The sequence below is a fragment of the Chryseobacterium sp. FR048 genome (assembly GCF_056844665.1).
In genome coordinates this window covers 593370-613057 of the sequence record NZ_JBXDSE010000002.1, presented here as the reverse complement: position 1 = coordinate 613057, position 19688 = coordinate 593370, and the positions used below count along the sequence as shown (strand labels likewise).

The window sequence follows — 19688 nt, the reverse complement described above, 5'->3', positions numbered from 1 at the left end:
AACTTTAAACTTTCAACAATGTTTTTAAATTGTCATTCTTTTCACAGTCTTCGCTATGGAACCTTATCCATAGAAAAATTGGTGAAACAGGCTAATGAACTAGATATTACAGAACTGGTGCTGACAGATATCAACACTATTACCGGAATTTATGATTTTAAAAAAGAATGTGAAAGGGTTGGTATTAAACCTATTGCAGGAATTGAGATTCGAAATGAAGGTAAACTCCTTTATATTGCTATTGCTAAAGAGTTTTCAGGGATAGGTGAAGTGAATACTGTTATTACTGAGCATAACTGTGAGGGGAAAGAACTCTCAGAAGTTGCACCGGGATTTGAAAATGTATTGGTAATCTATCCTATGAGTAATATTCCTGCTGAGTTGAAGGAAAATGAGTGGATAGGAGTCAGAATAGAAGAATTGAACTTTCTAATAAGACCTGAATATCAAAAACTGATTTTCAAAATGGTTGTACTGCATCCTGTTACCTTCAGAACGAATGAAGAATATGAACTGCACAAAATTCTCAGAGCCATTGACCAGAATACCTTATTGTCAAAACTGACCAAAAGAGAAGTTTGCAGAAAATCAGAATATTTGATTAATGAACAGTCTATAGCGGAAGTATTTGAAAGATATCCCCAGATCCTTAAAAACACAAAGAAAATTTTAGCAGAATGCAGTTTTGAATTTGATTTTAAAAAAGTAAAGAATAAGCAGTTTTATACAAAATCAAAAGCCAATGATGTAAAATTACTTAAGAGATTGGCGTATTCAGGATTGGAAAAAAGATATGGAAACGATCATGAAGTGGCCAGAAAAAGGGTGGAAAAAGAACTGAAAGTAATTGATGAACTTAATTTCTGTTCCTACTTTCTTATAACCTGGGATATTATCCGCTACAGCAACAGCATGGGGTTTATGCATGTTGGAAGAGGGAGTGGAGCCAATTCTATTGTAAGCTATTGTCTGGGAATAACTGATATATGTCCATTGGAGCTTGACCTGTATTTTGAACGTTTTTTAAATCTTAACCGAAAATCTCCACCTGATTTTGATATCGACTGGAGTTGGCAGAATAGAGATGCCATATTGGAATATATTTTTGACAGATATGGAAAGGAACATGTTGCCTTCTGCGGAACCAACGTGGAATTTAAATACAAGTCAATTTTCCGGGAAGTGGGAAAAGTGTTTGGACTTCCTAAGGATGAGTTGGATGAACTTGCCAAAAAGCCTATGATACAGCATGACCAAAATGAAGTGGTACAATGGGTACATAAATATGGAATGCTCTTGGAGAAATTTCCCAATCAGAGAAGTATGCATTCGTGTGGGATTCTAATTTCTGAAGATCCCATTACCCATTATACAGCCCTCGAAATGCCCCCAAAAGGATTTCCGATTGTTCAGTTTGATATGAATGTGGCGGAAGATATAGGGCTGGAAAAATTTGATATTCTTTCCCAAAGAGGTTTAGGAACTATTAATGATACAGTATCTCTTATTAAGAAAACAAAAGGAATTGTAGTGGATATCCGGGACACGTCTTTGTCAAAAGATGAAGAAAAGACCAATAACTATCTGGCCATAGGAAGAACAATCGGCTGTTTCTATATAGAATCTCCGGCCATGCGTGGCCTTTTAAGAAGATTGAAATGTGATAATTACAGAACGCTGGTCGCAGCTTCCTCTATCATCAGGCCCGGAGTGGCACAAAGCGGAATGATGCGCGAATATATCTTCAGGCATAACCATCCCGACCAGTTTGAATATTTTCATCCGGTATTTGAAGAACACCTGAAGGAAACTTATGGAATTATGGTATATCAGGAGGATGTCATTAAAATTGCCCAGTATTTTGGAGGCTTATCTCTGGCTGATGGTGATATTTTACGAAGAGCGATGAGTGGGAAAGGAAGATCCATTAAAAAGCTTCAGGAAGTTAAAACCAATTTTTTTGCATCCTGTAAAGAAAAAGGACATTCAGAAATAATAACAGCTGAAGCATACCGGCAGATTGAATCTTTCGCGGGATATTCTTTTTGCAAGGCCCATTCAGCATCATATGCGGTAGAAAGTTATCAGAGCTTGTATTTAAAGGTATACTATCCTTTGGAGTTTATGGTTTCCGTTATCAATAACCAAGGTGGGTTTTACCGGACTGAAGTCTATATTCATGAAGCAAAAATGTCAGGTGGAAATATCCAGGTTCCCTGTATTAATAGCAGTGAGTATCAAACAACCTTGAAAGGAGCGGATATTTACCTTGGTTTAATGCTTCTGGAAGGGTTAGAAACAAGAATCGCTCACGGTATTGTTGAGGAACGGGAAACGAACGGACTATATACCTCTTTGGAAAATTTTATAAGACGTATTCCCATTGGTATTGAGACAGTACAGATCCTGATTTTTATAGGTGCATTCCGATTTACAGGAAAACCTAAAAATGAACTGCTTGTAGAAGCAAGAGTTCTACTGATCAATTTTAAGCCTGAAAACAGAGGGCTTATGCTGATTGAAGAACCCGTTCAAGAGTTTAAACTGCCTGAATTAAAACGGGAACACTTTGAGGATGCCTTTGATGAAATTGAACTCATAGGTTTTCCTGTTTCATGCAGTCCTTTTGATCTTTTAAAGACCTCATATAGAGGTTCTGTTTTTGTAAAAGATTTATTGAAGTTTCACAAACAGCAGGTTAAAATGCTGGCTTATCTGATTTCAAGGAAGCATGTCCCTACAAAGAAAGGTACCATGTATTTCGGAACCTGGATTGATGTGAACGGAGATTATTTCGATACAGCCCATTTTCCGGATAGCCTGAAACAATATGATTTTCAGGGGGGCGGGTGCTACTTGCTTCTGGGGACTGTAGAAGTCGATTTTCATTTTCCTACCGTTACCATTCATAAAATGGCAAAGATGCCCATGATTCCTGATCCAAGGTATGCGTATGATAAACAAAAGCAGTATGATATTCACAGACAGATTAGAGAAGATGTAAGCATGACCTATAGAAAGCCTTATCCGCAGTCTCATGAAATCGGATTGCCAAGGCATAAAATGAAGTAATAATTATAGAATATTGAAAGAATGATGAATCAGTTGAGTTTATTTGATACAGAAGAGTTTTATGAATTTCCGAAAGATCTTTTGGAATATAGAGCGCATTTTTTAAGTAAGACAGAAGCCGATCAGTTAAAAGCCAAGCTGCTTAATACTGCTCCATGGGAGCAGCATACACAGAAGATGTATGATAAAACAGTTCTGACTCCACGGCTAACCGCCTGGTATGGAGAGCCCAAATATGATAGGTCTGAAGAAGAGAAGAAGCCGACGAATCCATGGACGCCTGAACTTTTTGCTATAAAGGAAGGGATTGAGAAAGAGTTTGGATACCAGTTTAATGGAGTTTTATTAAATCTTTATAGGAATCATAATGATTCCGTAGCTTGGCATAGGGATAAGGAAAGCCGTTATGGTAAGCGGCCAGTGATTGCATCCATAAGTTTAGGACAGACCAGAAATTTTGATTTCAGGAAAAAAGACCACCATGCTAGTAAATATAGTTTACCCCTTCCGCACGGTTCGCTGCTTATTATGAAAGGTGATTTACAGGAAAACTGGGAACATAGAATTGCTAAGTCCATCGTGCCAATGAAGGAGCGTATTAATCTTACTTTTCGTTTGATTATAAGCTAGATGAAGTTTTTTTTCAGGTTTTTATATAAATAACAATACTGTTTATCAGCTAAAGCTAGGTACAATATTCTTATTGAAAAATAGCATATTATTTGTTGCTCTTAAAAAAAGAAGAAAATGGAAAAAGTAGCTAAAAAAAAGATTCGCCCCTTACAGCAACAAAACCGACCAGGATCAGAAACAAATATGAATCCGGTTCCGGAGACAGCGCCATTGAAATATCCGAAAGAAGGAAAATTAAAAAATAAGGTAGCATTAATTACTGGAGGAGACAGTGGAATAGGAAAGGCGGTAGCTTTGTTATTTGCAAAAGAAGGTGCTGATATCATTATTGCTTATCTAAGCGAAACAAAAGATGCCAAGCAGACCAAAAAAGAAGTGGAAGCATTCTCCAGAACATGTACTTTGATTAAAGGGGATTTAGGAAAAGAAAACCACTGCAAAAAAGTAATTCAAAACAGTATTAAAACCCATAAGAAAATTGATATCATAGTCAATAATGCAGGGCTCCATTGGGAAGCAGAATCTATTGAAAAAATTAGCACAGAACAATTGCTAACGACTTTTCAAAATAATTTCTTCTCCTATTTCTGGATTACAAAATATGCAATGTCTTATCTTAAGAAAGGAGCAAATATCATTAACACTTCTTCAGTTACTGCTTACAGAGGAAGCCCCAAACTGATCGATTACTCCGCAACCAAAGGAGCAATCATTTCTTTTACCCGAAGTTTAGCTGCAAATCTTATAGAAAAAGGAATAAGGGTAAATGCTGTGGCACCCGGACCGGTTTGGACCCCATTAATTACTTCCTCGTTTAAACCTAAAAAAAATTCTGAGTTCGGAAGTGATTCACCTATGAAACGAGCAGGAATGCCCAACGAAATTGCACCTTGTTTTTTGTTTTTGGCCTGTGATGATTCACGTTTTATAAGCGGTCAGGTTCTGCATCCTAATGGTGGAGAAATTGTAAACGGCTAAATTGTTAAGCAAATTTTTCAGGTAGATATTAAGTATCTTATTTCTTTTAAGATAAAAGCTCTGGAAGATAACTTATGATCGTAATCATAAATTTTGATATTGTCTTTATCTATTTTTGAAGCTCAATAAAGAAACGTTATTGTTGAGTTAGTAAACGTTTACATAACTGTCCAGAATGCAATTTTAATGTTTTCGTTTTATATGAATTAATAATAAAACTTTTAGCCTTCAAAAATGATATTTAATGAAGAACTTTTGCTTTCATTAGAATCGGAAATGCAGACTTATAAAACAAATGAGGTAATATAGAAGATGGACAGCCTAATTATTTTATCAAATAATACACGGAAGCGTAATGCTGAATAATTACCATGAATATGTCAGAGAATTTATTCTTAGCGTTCCTTTCCAAGGGCATTGTTTCGGAGAAACGTTTTTATTTTCAGAAGTTGCATATCTTAGATTTCCCAAATTGAAATTTCTTGATTAAAAAAAGTTTCATGTCTTCATAGGAGTTGTATAAATATACAACAGTGAGAATGTATTATAGATATTCTACTTAATAATCTTCGTTAAGCAGTCCCTTCTATCGGGTGAAACTTAAAAACCTGTCATCGGTGAGAAGAACCTTTTTCCTATCAGATTCCTTTTACAAAACACCAATTGACTTCATTAAGCGGGTTAAGAATGGAGACTGTAGTAAAAATGAAGCCCAATACTTATAATGAAGAAGGCAATGAGTTTATTCACAATATTCTTAGGAAAAAGCAAAGTTTTAGTGATTCCTTTCTTTTTATGTATAAGAAATATCCTATGAATGCGATCTGCTTATCTCAGACATAAATCATAAGACTTCCAAAAAATAACTTTATGAAATTGCTGGAAAAGTATCCGCATATTTCAATGGAAATGAATCATTGTTTGTCTCAGCGATTATATTATAAGCTGGTGATGATTCAGAATATGGCTTTACTAAACCCTTCCGTAAGATTAAAAGGGCTATTGGACTTTCTCAGAAGTTTTTCATGATGAGGACTGTGCGCATTGCTTCTCGGTAGAGCTTACCAGACAACAGATTGCAAATTTGATAGGTCTCCGTGTAGAGATAGTGATCAGAGCCTTGAAAAAAATGGAAGAGGAAGGTAAAATTAAAATAGAAAACAGTAAAATTTTATACTAATAATTATTCAAGATGATTTGAGTCATAAATAAGTAAACCATTAAGCTGTACATTTGAATTATAAATTATTCTAAACCCTGTTTGAGGGATCATTTTACGAGGCAATGCTTCGGTGTTCAATATTAAATAAATTCAACTCATTGCTGTCTAATACTAGTCACGGCCAGCAATAGTCATCACTAAATATTAATTATAAAAATTCAGTTATGAACACTAGAAATTCAAAAAATCGAAGTTCAAGAGGACGGTCATCCAGTAATCTTGAAGAAGTATATCAATTAGGATATGACCATGGATATAACGATGCATCAAGAGATGAAGATTATGATGATGACTTTGCGGAATATGAAGATTATTTTGACGAAGATGATGATGACGATGACAATTATCATAATAGCTATGACAATGATTATGACGACGATGATTATGATGATGACGAGGATGATGACGATTACAACGATAATAGACGCCGTGGCAGAGGAAATAGCGGAAACCAACAAAGAGACAGCCAAGGAAGATTTACTTCCGGCGGCGGAGGTAACTCCCGTGGACGTTCTAATTCCGGTTCGGGATCAAGATCAGATAACAGAGGCAGGTCTTCCGGCAATTCAAATTCCGGCTCTGGTTCAGGAAGATCAGGAAATGGAAGAAGTTCCAATTCAAGATCAGGAAGCAGCAATAGTTCCGGTAGAAGCTCTAATTCAGGCTCAGGCACATCAAAAAGAGGATTTGCTTCAATGAGTAAAGCAGAACGTACAAGAATCGCAAGAATGGGCGGACAGGCATCCCACGGAGGTGGAAGAACCTCAGGCCGTTCAGGATTCGGAGGCAGACGTAATTCATAATTCTTTTTCCTGGATTACCTCTTTAAATATTTATAAAGGGGTAATCTTTTTAAAAATAAACACCATTCACACCATGCCCAATAAAATATTAGAAACGAACAGTACTGTTCCTGCTGCCAAGAAAGGTACGGGAGATAAGTCAATCATCAACAAAGATGAGATGAAGAATGCTCCGCTTCACAAATTCTTCGTGAGTGCCCTTAAAGATATTTACTATGCGGAAAATGCCATTCTTGAAGCATTGGAAAAGATGCAGGAAGCCGCTACAACAGAAGAACTGAAGGATGCTTTTGAAGATCATCATCTTCAGACCCAAAAACACGTTAAGCGTCTGGAAAAAGTCTTTCAGCTCGTTGACGAAAAGCCTGAAAAGAAAGAATGCAAAGCGATTAAAGGAATCATCGAAGAAGGTGAAGAGGTTATCAAAGCCACAGAAGATGGCTCTGCAACAAGAGACGTAGCATTAATTATTGCCGCACAAAAAGTAGAACACTACGAAATTGCCACTTACGGCGGGTTGGCTCAGCTAGCCATAACGATGGGGCATGACAAGGCTGCAGATCTTCTTGAAAGAACCCTTCAGGAAGAAGAAGATACAGATTCTCATCTTACGGATATTGCGGAGACATCCATCAATTTTGATGCAGAACAAGAAGACTAAACTATACAATAAGCCATGTAGTTTGTTCTACCTGGCTTATTTTAATCATGAAATCAAAATATATGGACTGTCAGAAGATTATAAGAACACTGAAACACAAAAATTTTGTAAAAGTAGCCCATACGGGAAAGTGTTTCGAGGATGGAGCTGCAATTTATGCCAAAGAGATCAGAGAAAATATCTTCCTTTTATTTATCATTCTCAAAGATATTGATATCGAAAATATACAGGCGTTAATTGCTCATTTCGACTGTTTCAGCAGTATTGGATTAAAAGAACCGGAACAAATCATGTTTTATTTATCCATAAAAGATAAAAATGACCTTCATTATTTTGAACAATATCTGAGAGCTTCCAATAACTAATACCATTTTTTGAATATGACATTTGAAAACGACACTTTGCAACATTCCGGTTTAAATGATAAAAACAATGCAATAGAGAATGAGTCTCTGTTTCCGCCTATCATCAACTCTTACGGAGTTACAGCTTTTCTGATCAAATCATTGGAAAAGATTAAAAACAATGCTACCTGTGAAGTTCTGAAAGGAGCAATAGATACTTATCTGGAAGAATATATACTTAATATCCTTGAGTTTCATTCTAAAAACACAACAGAAACTACAGATATGGATGCTGAAATAAGATTTGAATCCCCAGCCTTTACTTTGTACGCTAAAACAGCTTATTATAAAGTTTTGAAAGAAGAAGAGTGTATCAACAGGCTTCTTCAAATTCTGGAAAGCAAAGCAGATTAGTTCCGCAGTTCTCTTATTAACTGCTTTAACAATACATCAACCACAAAAAGATTATGAATATGAAAACCAATGAACCTAATCAAAAAGCAGAGCAGCTGGATGTACACAGTACTTCCAATGAAAATGAAAAGCTCACAACTAATCAGGGATTAAAAATTAATAACAATCAGGATTCTTTAAAAGCCGGAGAGAGTGGGCCTTCATTGCTGGAGGACTTTATTCTGAGAGAAAAGATTACTCATTTTGATCATGAAAGAATTCCTGAAAGAGTAGTTCATGCAAGAGGTTCCGGAGCTCATGGTTTTTTTAAACTTAACAAAAGTCTTGCAGGCTACACCAAAGCCAGATTTTTAACAGAGCTTGGAAAAGAAACTCCGGTTTTCGTGAGATTTTCAACCGTTGCGGGAAGTAAAGGAAGTACGGACCTGGCAAGAGATGTAAGAGGTTTCGCAGTAAAATTTTATACTGAAGAAGGAAACTATGACCTTGTAGCCAATAATATGCCTGTATTTTTTATTCAGGATGCCATCAAATTTCCTGATCTGATACACGCTGTAAAACCCGAGCCCGATAATGAAATTCCACAGGCTGCTTCCGCTCATGATACATTTTGGGACTTTATTTCACTGATGCCCGAAAGTATGCACATGATTATGTGGGTAATGAGTGACAGAGCCATTCCGAGAAGCCTCAGAATGATGGAAGGCTTTGGTGTACACTCTTTTAAATTCATCAATGAAGAAGGAAAAGTTCATTTTGTGAAATTTCATTTTAAACCCAGATTAGGAGTGCACTCCGTAGCCTGGAATGAAGCCCAGATTCTTTCAGGAGTAGATTCTGATTTTCATAAAAGAGACCTATGGGAAGCCATCGAAAATGGTGATTACCCTGAATGGGATTTCGGAGTACAGCTGATCCCTGAAGAAGATGAACATCAATTTGATTTTGACCTTCTTGATCCTACCAAATTGATTCCTGAAGAAGAAGTTCCTGTAGAAATCGTTGGAACTTTAACGCTTAACAGAAATCCGGATAATTTCTTTGCCGAAACAGAACAGGTTGCTTTTCATCCGGGACATATTATTCCGGGAATTGATTTTACCAATGATCCACTGCTGCAGGGAAGACTGTTTTCATATACAGATACTCAGCTTTCGAGACTGGGATCTCCCAATTTTCATGAAATACCTATCAACAGATCCATCAATACCATTCATAACAACCAGAGAGATGGTCACATGAGGCAGCAGATTGTCAAAGGAAAAAGCAGTTATGAGCCTAATTCTATTGGCGGAGGCTGCCCTTTCCAGGCCATGATGTCTGAAGGTGGATTTACTTCCCAGCAGGAAAGAATTTCCGGAGAGAAAGTGAGAGAAAGAAGCAAAAGTTTTGTAGATCATTATTCACAGGCTAAACTATTTTACAACAGCCAGTCAATACCAGAAAAATTACACTTGCAGAATGCTCTGATTTTTGAATTGTCTAAAGTCACACGTCCTGAAATCAGAGAAAGAATGGTAGGGCAATTGGGTTACGTTGATATGTTCCTTGCATGGAGAGTGGCAGAAAAAGTAGGCGTGGAAGTTAAAAAACTGGAATGGCCTAATCAGAGCCTTCCGGCAGACAGCAATATTATTGATCTTCAGAGTGAGGAAAGAGAACCTAAAATAAAGATTTCCGAAGCTCTGAGTATGCAGAATACGGTTAAAAACACGATTCAAAGCAGAAAGATTGGGTTTATCATTGCTGGAGGTGTAGAGGCAGGAGCAACTAATGATTTGAAAGTAAAATTAGAAGGAGAAGGGGCGAGGGTGGAACTTATTGCTCCGAGTTTAGCGCCTGTGCGAACTAACGATGGCTCAACTTTACTTCCGAAACATTCGCTGACGAGTACGGCAGGTGTTTGCTTTGATGCTTTATACATTGCAGGGGGAGAAGACGCTATTAAAGAATTATTAATCCCGGAAAACAGACATTTGGTACTACATTTTATCAATGAAGCCTATAAACATTGTAAAGCCATTTATTTCGGGACAGATACTCAGGTTCTTTATCATAATTCCAATGTATCAGCGAAACAGCATGACGACCCGGGAATTATCACATGGGAAGACGGGGACCAGACAGATAAATTCATTAACGCCATAGCCAAACACAGAGTTTGGGACCTTGAAATGGAGAGAAACGCTTAAATCATACACATCCTTCATACCACACACAATCACTTTAAATATTTTAATATGAAAGCAATGCTGCAATCTATTCATTCAGCAATTTTTTTAAGCTTTCTTTTTTTTAACCTCATTAAAAATATACTATTATGGATTTTCAACAGAATCTTCTTGAATATATAAGTCAGTCACTTATGACCATCGGTGAGAGCATTTCCATTGCAGAAAGTGTTACGTCAGGATGTTTGCAGCTGGCTTTTTCACAGATGCCCAATGCTTCAATGTTCTATAAAGGAGGAATGACAACCTATTCCTTACCTGAAAAAGTGAGACTGTTAAAGGTCAACAGGAGGGAAGCAGAAGAATGCGACTGTGTTTCTGAAAATATTGCAGAAACAATGGCATTGAATGTAGCAAAATTGTATGAGTCTGACTGGGCTATTGCCACAACGGGCTATTGTACACCCATCAGGAATTCCGGTTATAAAATTTTCGCTTATTTCTCATTTTCCTATAAAGGTGAGATTATTATGACTAAAAAACTGGAACTGCACCCTAAAACTCAGGCCCTGAATGCTCAGCTATACTACACCGAATTTATTCTGGGGTGTTTTAAAAGCGAATTAAACAGGCTTTTAATCTTAAAATAAAATCTGTAAATAAAACAATCAATTGAGTATGGACCGCTCATAGAATGAAATACATGCCGAAATCTACACACATAAAAAGAATAAAAAGATTTTGAAATGGGAAAATTAGATACCAGATCTGTTTTGATTACCGGAGCCGACAGCGGAATAGGTAAGGCTGTAGCGCTTCTTTTTGCATTGGAAGGAGCAGATATTGCCATTATTTATCATTCAAGTGATAACGATGCTGAAAAAACAAAAAGAGAAATTGAAAATCTGAATAGAAAATGCATCATCTTTCAAGGTGATATCAATGATTATGATTTTTGTAAAAAAACGGTCAAAGAAGTTATTTCAGGATTCGGAAAAATTGATGTTCTCATCAATAATGCCGGGGTTCAGTTTCCTGCAGACAGTATTGAGCAGCTTGAAGAAAAAAAGATCAGACAGACCTTTGATTCTAACATTGTGGGAATGATTCTATTAACGAAAGTAGTATTTCCCTATCTGAAAGAAGGAAGCTGCGTGATTAATACCACTTCCGTTTCTGCATATCAGGGACACCCTGAACTCCTTGATTATTCTGCCACAAAAGGAGCTATTGTTTCTTTCACCCGTTCATTGGCATTACAGGCTAAACCAAAAGGAATCCGTATTAATGCCGTTGCTCCAGGACCTGTGACTACGCCACTTACTGAAGAAACATTTGATGAAAAAGAAGAAAATCCCAATAAACCTCCTTTGGAGAGAAATGCAACTCCGGAAGAAATAGCCTTCAGCTTCCTGTTTTTGGCAGGTTCAGATGCCTCACAAATAACAGGGCAGGTACTTCATCCCAATGGTGGATTGATTGTAAATGGTTAAAAGTAATAGTGCCGGTAGAACAGATCTTTCTGAAAATGACACATTGAGTATCAGATAAATTAACAATTAAAATATTCTTATTATGTACAGAGACGGTGCAAGAAAAAGTATATGGCAGGAAGAGGTCAGGAAATTTTCTATAGAAACTGATCTCAACTCATTATTTGATGTTGCCATAATAGGGGGTGGAATTACAGGAGTTTCAACAGCACTGAAACTTCAGGAATCCGGAAAAAAATGTATTATTCTGGAAGCTTCCAACATTGGTTTTGGAACAACTGGTGGAACAACGGCTCATTTAAATGATTTCTTTGATACTACCTTTACACAAGCTATCAGTGATTTTGGTTTTGATAATGCTAAACTCTATGCAGAATCCGGAAGAGATGCTATTGAAATCATTGAAGATCATATTAACAGATACAGGATCAGTTGTGATTTTACCAGAAAATCAGCCTACCTCTTTGCATTGGATGAAAATCAGGAAGAGCGGTTGAAAAGTATCGTTGAAGGAGCTGAAAATGTTGGCCATGAAATGAGTTATGTCAATGAAATTCCTTTTCCGATTCCCTTCAGAGAAGCAGTCCTTATTCCCGGACAAGGACATTTTCATCCCATAAAATATATCAAAGGACTTTGTGAGGCTTTTATCAGCCTGGGTGGTTCCATTCAGGAAAATTGTCTTTGTGAAGGTCATGATGAACAGGAAGATCATGTTATTTTAAAAACTTCAAAAGGAGAAATAAAAGCACGAAATATTGTTTATGCCACTCACATTCCTCCCGGAGTTAATCTTCTGCACTTTACCAATGCACCTTACAGAAGCTATGTTATGGCATTTACCATGAAAAATTATAAATATCCTTGGGAGTTAGGTTATGATCTCTGTGAACCTTATCATTATTACCGAATTCAGAATATTGATGGTGAAAATTTATTGATTGCGGGAGGTGAAGATCACAAGACAGGACATGCGGAAGATACCGGAGAATGTTTTTCAAGACTTGAAAATTATGTAAGGAAATACTTTGACGTTGAAACCGTATTTTACAGCTGGTCCAGTCAATATTATGAACCTGTGGATGGGCTTCCTTATATTGGAAAACTGCCGGGAGCTAAAGAAAGAATTTTTGTGGCTACAGGCTTCGGAGGAAACGGAATGATATTCGGGACACTTTCATCGCAAATAATACATGATCTAATCATTACCGGGAAAAGTAAATATGGAGACTTATTTAATCCTTCAAGAATCAAACCTATTGCAGGATTTTCAGATTTTGTGAAGGAAGCAGCAACTGTGGCCTTTGATTTTGTGAAAGATAAAGTTTTCAAAGATACAATTGAATCTTTTTCAGAAGTTGGAGAAGGTGAAGCAAAAGTAATCCGCTACGATTCAGAATCCTACGCTCTTTACAAAGAAATTGACGGAACTTTACATTTGTTGCGGAGTACATGTCCACACGCGGGATGTGAAGTTCGGTGGAATAGTGCAGAACTAAGCTGGGACTGCCCATGTCATGGTTCCCGATTCAATATCAACGGAAAAATCCTTACGGGACCTACCACAAAGAATCTGCAGAAAGTATTTCCTTATCAAAAACGTGATTCATAAATATTTAACTGTCAGTTTTAAAGCCGGAAATATGTCACACCCAAGTTTCTTTTATCGCAACAGCTTAAGTATTGTATTGCTTACTCTGATGATTATCTTTCTTACAGGGCAGTTTTTTACGGGTTTGAAAACTGAAAACAAAGAATTGATTGAAAACGGGCAGGCAGCTTTAAAAATCAATGAATACATTCAGAGTGGACATTTTATGCAGGCTACTTTTGAAAACTGGGAAAGTGAATTTCTTCAGATGATGCTGTATGTTTTACTAACGGTATCTCTCAGGCAAAAAGGTTCCAGTGAGTCGAAATCTATGGAGGATAAAGAAGAGGTTGACAGAGAGCCTTTGGCACATTCCAAAGCACCATGGCCTGTGAAAAAAGGAGGAATATGGTTGAAACTCTATAAACATTCCCTCTCACTTGTTTTTGCCATCCTTTTTCTGGCAAGCTTTATTTTACATTTCTATGGCAGTCTTACAGCTTTTAATGATGAACAGATGATGAAAAGTAAGCCGGCTGTAACAGCATTACAGTATATTTCAGAATCAAGGTTCTGGTTTGAATCTTTTCAGAACTGGCAGAGTGAATTTTTAGCTGTGGCATCCATAGTAATTTTATCAATATGGCTCAGAGAAAAAGGTTCTCCGGAATCTAAACCGGTTGATATGCCTTATGACGAAAATTAAAAATGAAACCTATGAAACCTAAAGAAATGTTCGGTGTTCCCATTCAGAAGAAAGGAAGTTACCACGACACGGAATCTAAGAAAAAGTATGTTGCCCCTGAGCGTGTTGATCAGGTTTTCAACACACTGAGAGAAAGACTCATGTTAATCAACAATTGGAAAAGCTACTGTGGTGAAGGGTTTGCAGATTTTAAACTTTTCGACTCGGATGGTGAAATGATTAATAGATACCCTTTAATCGGGGATTATATCAGGATAGATATTCCGGGACCGGGAACCGTAGAAGCCAAGGGTTTCGACTGGGTTGAAATTGTAGATCTGTTTGAAGAGCAGACCCATGGTATTTGTCTTGATTTTGTAATGATGACTTGTAGACCTTCAAAAAGCCCTCAGGACAGAGCATCAGAGCATATTCTACATTTTTATTCTGATCAGGCCACCTCTACATTTGGAATCTTTAAAGGAAGAGATTTTATTCAGGCAGGAATATACGGGAGAAATGAAACACCTAATATGGATGCTCAGTTTTTGGACAAAGCCAGAAACCTGTTGATTGCAGCCGGTGGAATGATTGGGGTTTCAAAAATTGAATGGAAAACACTGGTGAATGGTTTACTTGATTTTTAATGATTTGAAAATAAGGATGTTAAATTACTTATAAAAATATCCCAATAAATACTATTTAGATCAATTTGGAAAAGGTTTTGTACTCTAACAGCTAAAAAAAAAATATGAGAGCGATCTGGAATGGAGCAATAGGTTTTGGATTGGTAAATATACCGATCAAGCTGTACTCGGCCAGTGAATCGAGTACATTAGATCTGGATATGCTGGATAAAAAAGATCTCAGCAATATCAAATACAAAAGGGTAAATGAAAATACCCACAAAGAAGTAGCCTGGGAAAATATAGTAAAAGGGTATAAAATAGAAGATAAATACATTGTATTGGAAGATGAAGATTTTCAGGCGGTAAGTCCTGAAAAATCAAAAATTCTCAGCATTTTGCAGTTTGTAAAAGAAGAAGAAGTGGATCCCGCTCTTTTTGAAACCCCTTATTTTTTAGAACCTCAAAAAAATGGAGAAGCTGCCTATAAATTATTGCTGAAAGCCTTAATGAAAACAAAAATGGCAGGCATAGGTTCCTTTATTTTGAGAGAAAGGGAAATTCTTTGCATGATTCGTCCTTATCAAGATGAAATTCTCATGGTCAACAGAATGCGGTATCCGGAAGAAATGAGAATGTATGATGACCTGAAAATTCCATCAGGAAAAGCACCGAAAGCTGAAGAACTTAAAATGGCGGAAACATTAATTAAATCTTTAGCAGAAACTTTCGATCCTTCAAAATATAGAGATACATACAATGAAGACCTTTTGAAAATTATAAAACAGAAAGCAAAAGGTAAAATAAAAAAAGTTAAAGAAACAAAACAGCCTGCGGGAAAAGCAACTGACCTTATGGCAATGCTGAAAGCCAGTCTGGAATCCGGAAAAAGAAAAGCAGGATAAGACTTTAATCAGATAATAATTTTTCGTTCAACTTTAAATTTTTGTAAGATGCCATTAGAAGAATATCATAAAAAGAGAGATTTTAAGGCGACTTCCGAACCGGAAGGCAAAGAAAAAGAAAGTAAAGCAAAACTGAGATTTGTGATTCAGCGTCACGCAGCAACACGTTTGCATTATGATTTTCGACTGGAAATGGAAGGAGTTCTTAAAAGCTGGGCCGTTCCGAAAGGCCCTTCCCTTAATCCTTCAGATAAAAGACTGGCAATGATGGTGGAAGATCATCCTTATGAATATCGCACATTCGAAGGCACCATTCCCAAAGGAAATTACGGTGCTGGCGAAGTGGAAATCTGGGATGAGGGAACCTATGAACCTTTAGAAAAAATAGACGGGAAAAGTGATGATCTGGTGATGCGTTCGGAACTGCATAAGCAATCCCTTAAGTTTATTTTACATGGTAAAAAATTGAAAGGTGAGTTTGCTTTGGTGAAAATTAAAAATTCAACAGAGGAAAATGCATGGCTTCTTATCAAACATAAAGACCGCTATGCTGTTGCAGAAGATTATGATGCCGAAGAACATACTTCAAAAAATTCTAAAGTCACAGCTTATCTCCAGGAGAAAAGCAGTAAAAAAAAAAATAATACCGCCGAAAGCTTAAAGCATTATAAAAACTATACACCAGCACTTTCTGGAGAGAGAAAACTTCCCGATTTTATAAAGCCCATGCTCTGTAAAACAAGCGAAAGACCGTTTGACGACAAAGATTGGGCTTTTGAAATAAAATGGGATGGATATAGAGCGATTGCCGATACCAGAAAGGGTGAAATCCGGCTATATTCCAGAAACGGACTGGATTTTTCAAAATCATTTAAAAAAGTTGCAGATGCACTCAAAATTCAAAGTCACGAAATGGTTCTGGATGGTGAAATCCTTGCGTATGATGATAAAGGAAAACCTAATTTCCAATGGCTTCAGAGAATAGCAGAACAAAATACAGACCTGGTTCTCATCTACCAGGTATTCGATTTGTTATGGCTGAACGGACATTCCACAGAAAACCTTTCTTACCTTCAGCGAAAAGAACTGCTTAAAGATGCTCTGATTGAAGATGATGTCATCAGGTATCACGACCATGTTCTTCAAAACGGAAAGGATTTCTTCCAGGCCGCCGAAAATATGGGACTGGAAGGAATTATCGCTAAAAAAGCTGACAGTGAATACAAAGAAAACATCAGAAGCTCCGAATGGCTGAAAATAAAAATCCATAAAAGTGACGAAGCACTGATCTGTGGTTTTACTGCTCCAAAAGGCTCAAGAAAATACTTCGGATCCCTTATTTTAGGGAAATACCTGAATGGGGAACTCCTATTTTGCGGACATACAGGAACAGGATTTACAGAGCAAAGTCTTAAAGAGATTCACCAGAAATTACAACCTCTGGTGGTGAAGCAATCGGCATTTAAAATTACCCCTAAAACGAATTCCAAAGCAACATGGCTGAAGCCTGAACTGGTAGCTGAGATAAAATATACAGAACTTACGAAAGATCATATCTATCGGCATCCGGTTTTTTTAAGATTAAGAGAAGACATTGATAATAGAGATGTAAAATTTGATAATGATTCACCTCAAAAACAGCCCGAAATGAAAGCTAAATCAACGACAAAAAAAACAGCGGATAAAGTCAGGAAAATCGGAAAACAGCATGTTACCCTTACCAATCAGAATAAAATATATTTTCCTGCGGACGGAATTACAAAAGGAGACATTATAGACTATTATCAGAGTGTTTCCAAATTTATTTTGCCCCATCTGAAAAACCGTCCCCAGTCACTCAACCGTTTTCCAAATGGGATCGAAGGGCTGAGCTTCTATCAGAAAGATGCGGATGAACATACGCCGGACTGGGTGAATCTGCAAAAAATATTCTCTGAAAGTAATGACAAATACATCAATTATATCATTTGTAATGATAAAGAAACGTTGGCCTATCTGAATAATCTAGGCTGTATTGAACTGAATGTCTGGACAAGCCATATACCAAAGGCCGATTTTCCAGATTATTTGGTACTTGACCTTGATCCTTCTGAAAAAAATACATTTGAAGATGTGATAGAAACTGCATTGGCTGTTAAAGAGGTTCTGGATAAAGCAGGTATTACCGGCTATCCAAAAACCTCAGGAAGTTCTGGTATACATATATATATTCCTATGGGAGCGAAGTATACCTATGATCAGGTGAAAGATTTTGGACATGTGCTTATGCAGCTGGTTCATCACGAACTTCCGGAGGTTACGACACTGGAAAGAAGCCTTCAAAAAAGAGATAAAAATAAAATTTATCTGGATTATTTACAGAACAGGCGAGCGCAGACCTTAGCAAGTGTATACAGCGTACGCCCGAAACCCAGAGCCCCTGTTTCTGCACCATTAGAATGGAATGAAGTAAAAAAAGGCCTTCACCCAACCGATTTTACTATCCAAAACATGGTAGAACGTTTACAGGAAAAGGGAGATCTCTTCAAGCCAATTTTGGGAAAAGGAATAGATCTTTTAAAGGCTATCAATGGATTAGGAAATGTATAGTGGTTATTCAAGGTTTAGAGGATGAGTATTTATAAAATCAAAGACTCATAAGTGAATAAATAGTACAGTTTTTCTTTGGCTTTCATCAATGAAATATATTTTAATTTTAACATCGATTCGGTATGAAAAAACATATTGTCATTGTAGGTGGAGGATTCGCAGGGATTAATCTTATAAAATCTTTGGTAAATGATAACAGATTTATAATAACATTGGTAGATAAGAACAATTACCATTTTTTTCCGCCGCTTATCTACCAGGTTGCCACTTCTTTTATTGAAGCATCTAATATTAGTTATCCGTTCAGAAAGTTATTTTCAAACTATAAAAACGTACGGTTTTACATGGGAAGTTTAGTGAGGGTGATTCCTGAAACCAAAACGATAGAAACAGACAATGGAGAACTTCAATATGATGAGCTCGTTTTAGCGATGGGAACAGAATCTAACTTCTTTGGAATGGAGAATGTACAGAAATGCGCCCTGCCTATGAAAACTATTGATGAAGCAATTTATGTAAGAAATTATATGCTGTTGACTATGGAAGAAGCAGCAAGAAATAAGAACGTGAAAGACTCACCGAAGTTGCAGAATATCGTGATTGCAGGAGGTGGTCCTACAGGAGTAGAACTGGCGGGTATGATTGCTGAAATGGGACAATATATAGCAGAGAAAGAATATCCCGAAATCAATCGGAGTTTTTCTCATATTTATCTTATCGATGCACTTCCTTCTTTACTTTCTCCCATGAGTAAGATGGCTCAGGAAGCAGCTTATGATAAATTAGATAAGCTTGGGGTTAAAATTATTTTAAATGTTGCAGTAAAAGATTATGTAGATTCAAAAGTCATACTGGCAGATGGAAAATCTATTGAAACAGAAACATTAATATGGACATCAGGAGTCATTGGCCGGGAAGTAAAAGGGTTACCTCAGGAAAGTATAGGAAAAGGGAGAAGGATTTTAGTAGACGAATACAATAGAGTTAAAGAAACAGATCATATTTATGCTTTGGGAGATATATGCTTGCAGACCACGGAAGAAAAATACCCCAAAGGCCATCCTCAATTAGCACAGGTTGCTATTCAGCAAGGTAAAAATTTAGGGAAGAATTTTAAAAGAATTGAAGATGAAAAAATCCAATCTCCATTTATATATAAAGATAAAGGAACAATGGCCATCATTTCAAAATTCAATGCAGTAGTAGATCTTCCAGGGTTTTCATTTAAGGGAGTTACAGCCTGGCTGACCTGGCTGTTTATTCATATTATTCCTTTAGTAGGTTTTCGGAATAAGCTCCGTTTAGCGCTGGATTGGCTACGATTATTTATAACAAATAATCCTTCAATAAGGCTAATCCTTCGACCCAAAAAAATAATTGGCAGAGCAATATTAAATGATTGTACTCTGTGTGATACTAAAAACCCCTCTCAGAGGGGATAAATAATGCTGGAAATAAATATGGATGATGGTTGTGTAAAGCTAATTAAAGAATAGAATTT

17 protein-coding genes are annotated in these 19688 nt (G+C 36.8%); all 17 read left to right on the top strand.

Translation table 11 applies throughout. From position 1 onward, the window contains the following. Positions 1-18: 18 nt before the first annotated feature. The gene (locus AC106K_RS07745) at positions 19-3072 is read left to right on the top strand and encodes a DNA polymerase III subunit alpha (RefSeq protein ID WP_482444248.1); all 3054 of its coding nucleotides are present in this window, start codon (positions 19-21) and stop codon (positions 3070-3072) included. 21 nt (positions 3073-3093) lie between these two features. Beyond that, positions 3094-3702: an alpha-ketoglutarate-dependent dioxygenase AlkB family protein gene (locus AC106K_RS07740; protein WP_482444246.1), complete on the top strand. Its 609-nt coding sequence runs from the start codon at positions 3094-3096 to the stop codon at positions 3700-3702. A 117-nt stretch (positions 3703-3819) separates the two neighbouring features. Further along, entirely contained in the window at positions 3820-4683 is an 864-nt protein-coding gene (locus AC106K_RS07735; RefSeq protein ID WP_482444245.1) for an SDR family oxidoreductase, read from the top strand. A 1084-nt stretch (positions 4684-5767) separates the two neighbouring features. Beyond that, entirely contained in the window at positions 5768-5863 is a 96-nt protein-coding gene (locus AC106K_RS07730) for a hypothetical protein (protein ID WP_482444243.1), read from the top strand. A gap of 206 nt (positions 5864-6069) precedes the next feature. Next, a complete protein-coding gene (locus tag AC106K_RS07725) occupies positions 6070-6708 on the top strand; it encodes a KGG domain-containing protein (protein WP_482444241.1) in 639 nt (212 codons plus the stop codon). Positions 6709-6781: 73 nt separating this feature from the next. Then, complete coding sequence (locus tag AC106K_RS07720) at positions 6782-7369, top strand: ferritin-like domain-containing protein (RefSeq protein WP_482444240.1); 588 nt, start codon at positions 6782-6784, stop codon at positions 7367-7369. 47 nt (positions 7370-7416) lie between these two features. Continuing rightward, complete coding sequence (locus AC106K_RS07715) at positions 7417-7734, top strand: hypothetical protein (protein ID WP_482444238.1); 318 nt, start codon at positions 7417-7419, stop codon at positions 7732-7734. A gap of 15 nt (positions 7735-7749) precedes the next feature. Next, positions 7750-8127: a hypothetical protein gene (locus AC106K_RS07710; protein ID WP_482444237.1), complete on the top strand. Its 378-nt coding sequence runs from the start codon at positions 7750-7752 to the stop codon at positions 8125-8127. Positions 8128-8180: 53 nt separating this feature from the next. Further along, positions 8181-10319: a catalase gene (locus AC106K_RS07705; RefSeq protein WP_482444235.1), complete on the top strand. Its 2139-nt coding sequence runs from the start codon at positions 8181-8183 to the stop codon at positions 10317-10319. 128 nt (positions 10320-10447) lie between these two features. Next, positions 10448-10948, top strand: a complete 501-nt coding sequence (locus AC106K_RS07700) for a CinA family protein (RefSeq protein ID WP_482444233.1) — start codon at positions 10448-10450, stop codon at positions 10946-10948. A 96-nt stretch (positions 10949-11044) separates the two neighbouring features. Next, complete coding sequence (locus AC106K_RS07695) at positions 11045-11791, top strand: SDR family oxidoreductase (RefSeq protein WP_482444231.1); 747 nt, start codon at positions 11045-11047, stop codon at positions 11789-11791. 82 nt (positions 11792-11873) lie between these two features. Next, on the top strand, positions 11874-13403 hold the full coding sequence (locus tag AC106K_RS07690) for an FAD-dependent oxidoreductase (RefSeq protein ID WP_482444229.1): 1530 nt from the start codon (positions 11874-11876) through the stop codon (positions 13401-13403). Between the two features lie 31 nt (positions 13404-13434). Then, on the top strand, positions 13435-14088 hold the full coding sequence (locus tag AC106K_RS07685) for a DUF6766 family protein (RefSeq protein WP_482444228.1): 654 nt from the start codon (positions 13435-13437) through the stop codon (positions 14086-14088). An 11-nt stretch (positions 14089-14099) separates the two neighbouring features. Then, positions 14100-14714: a hypothetical protein gene (locus AC106K_RS07680; protein WP_482444226.1), complete on the top strand. Its 615-nt coding sequence runs from the start codon at positions 14100-14102 to the stop codon at positions 14712-14714. 104 nt (positions 14715-14818) lie between these two features. Then, a complete protein-coding gene (gene ku, locus AC106K_RS07675; RefSeq protein WP_482444224.1) occupies positions 14819-15598 on the top strand; it encodes a non-homologous end joining protein Ku in 780 nt (259 codons plus the stop codon). A gap of 48 nt (positions 15599-15646) precedes the next feature. Further along, a complete protein-coding gene (gene ligD / locus AC106K_RS07670; RefSeq protein WP_482444223.1) occupies positions 15647-18187 on the top strand; it encodes a DNA ligase D in 2541 nt (846 codons plus the stop codon). A gap of 122 nt (positions 18188-18309) precedes the next feature. Then, positions 18310-19629 (top strand): NAD(P)/FAD-dependent oxidoreductase, encoded by a 1320-nt coding sequence (locus AC106K_RS07665; protein ID WP_482444222.1) that lies wholly within the window; start codon positions 18310-18312, stop codon positions 19627-19629. The last annotated feature ends 59 nt before the right edge of the window (positions 19630-19688 follow it).

Excerpts from the sequence above, each read along its gene's own strand:
- AC106K_RS07745 (WP_482444248.1), top strand. The coding sequence starts at position 19 with ATGTTTTTAAATTGTCATTCTTTTCACAGTCTTCGCTATGGAACCTTA.
- AC106K_RS07680 (WP_482444226.1), top strand. The coding sequence starts at position 14,100 with ATGAAACCTAAAGAAATGTTCGGTGTTCCCATTCAGAAGAAAGGAAGT.
- AC106K_RS07690 (WP_482444229.1), top strand. The coding sequence starts at position 11,874 with ATGTACAGAGACGGTGCAAGAAAAAGTATATGGCAGGAAGAGGTCAGG.
- AC106K_RS07665 (WP_482444222.1), top strand. The coding sequence starts at position 18,310 with ATGAAAAAACATATTGTCATTGTAGGTGGAGGATTCGCAGGGATTAAT.
- AC106K_RS07715 (WP_482444238.1), top strand. The coding sequence starts at position 7,417 with ATGAAATCAAAATATATGGACTGTCAGAAGATTATAAGAACACTGAAA.
- AC106K_RS07740 (WP_482444246.1), top strand. The coding sequence starts at position 3,094 with ATGATGAATCAGTTGAGTTTATTTGATACAGAAGAGTTTTATGAATTT.
- AC106K_RS07685 (WP_482444228.1), top strand. The coding sequence starts at position 13,435 with ATGTCACACCCAAGTTTCTTTTATCGCAACAGCTTAAGTATTGTATTG.
- ku (WP_482444224.1), top strand. The coding sequence starts at position 14,819 with ATGAGAGCGATCTGGAATGGAGCAATAGGTTTTGGATTGGTAAATATA.
- AC106K_RS07735 (WP_482444245.1), top strand. The coding sequence starts at position 3,820 with ATGGAAAAAGTAGCTAAAAAAAAGATTCGCCCCTTACAGCAACAAAAC.
- AC106K_RS07720 (WP_482444240.1), top strand. The coding sequence starts at position 6,782 with ATGCCCAATAAAATATTAGAAACGAACAGTACTGTTCCTGCTGCCAAG.
- AC106K_RS07695 (WP_482444231.1), top strand. The coding sequence starts at position 11,045 with ATGGGAAAATTAGATACCAGATCTGTTTTGATTACCGGAGCCGACAGC.
- ligD (WP_482444223.1), top strand. The coding sequence starts at position 15,647 with ATGCCATTAGAAGAATATCATAAAAAGAGAGATTTTAAGGCGACTTCC.
- AC106K_RS07710 (WP_482444237.1), top strand. The coding sequence starts at position 7,750 with ATGACATTTGAAAACGACACTTTGCAACATTCCGGTTTAAATGATAAA.
- AC106K_RS07705 (WP_482444235.1), top strand. The coding sequence starts at position 8,181 with ATGAATATGAAAACCAATGAACCTAATCAAAAAGCAGAGCAGCTGGAT.
- AC106K_RS07700 (WP_482444233.1), top strand. The coding sequence starts at position 10,448 with ATGGATTTTCAACAGAATCTTCTTGAATATATAAGTCAGTCACTTATG.
- AC106K_RS07725 (WP_482444241.1), top strand. The coding sequence starts at position 6,070 with ATGAACACTAGAAATTCAAAAAATCGAAGTTCAAGAGGACGGTCATCC.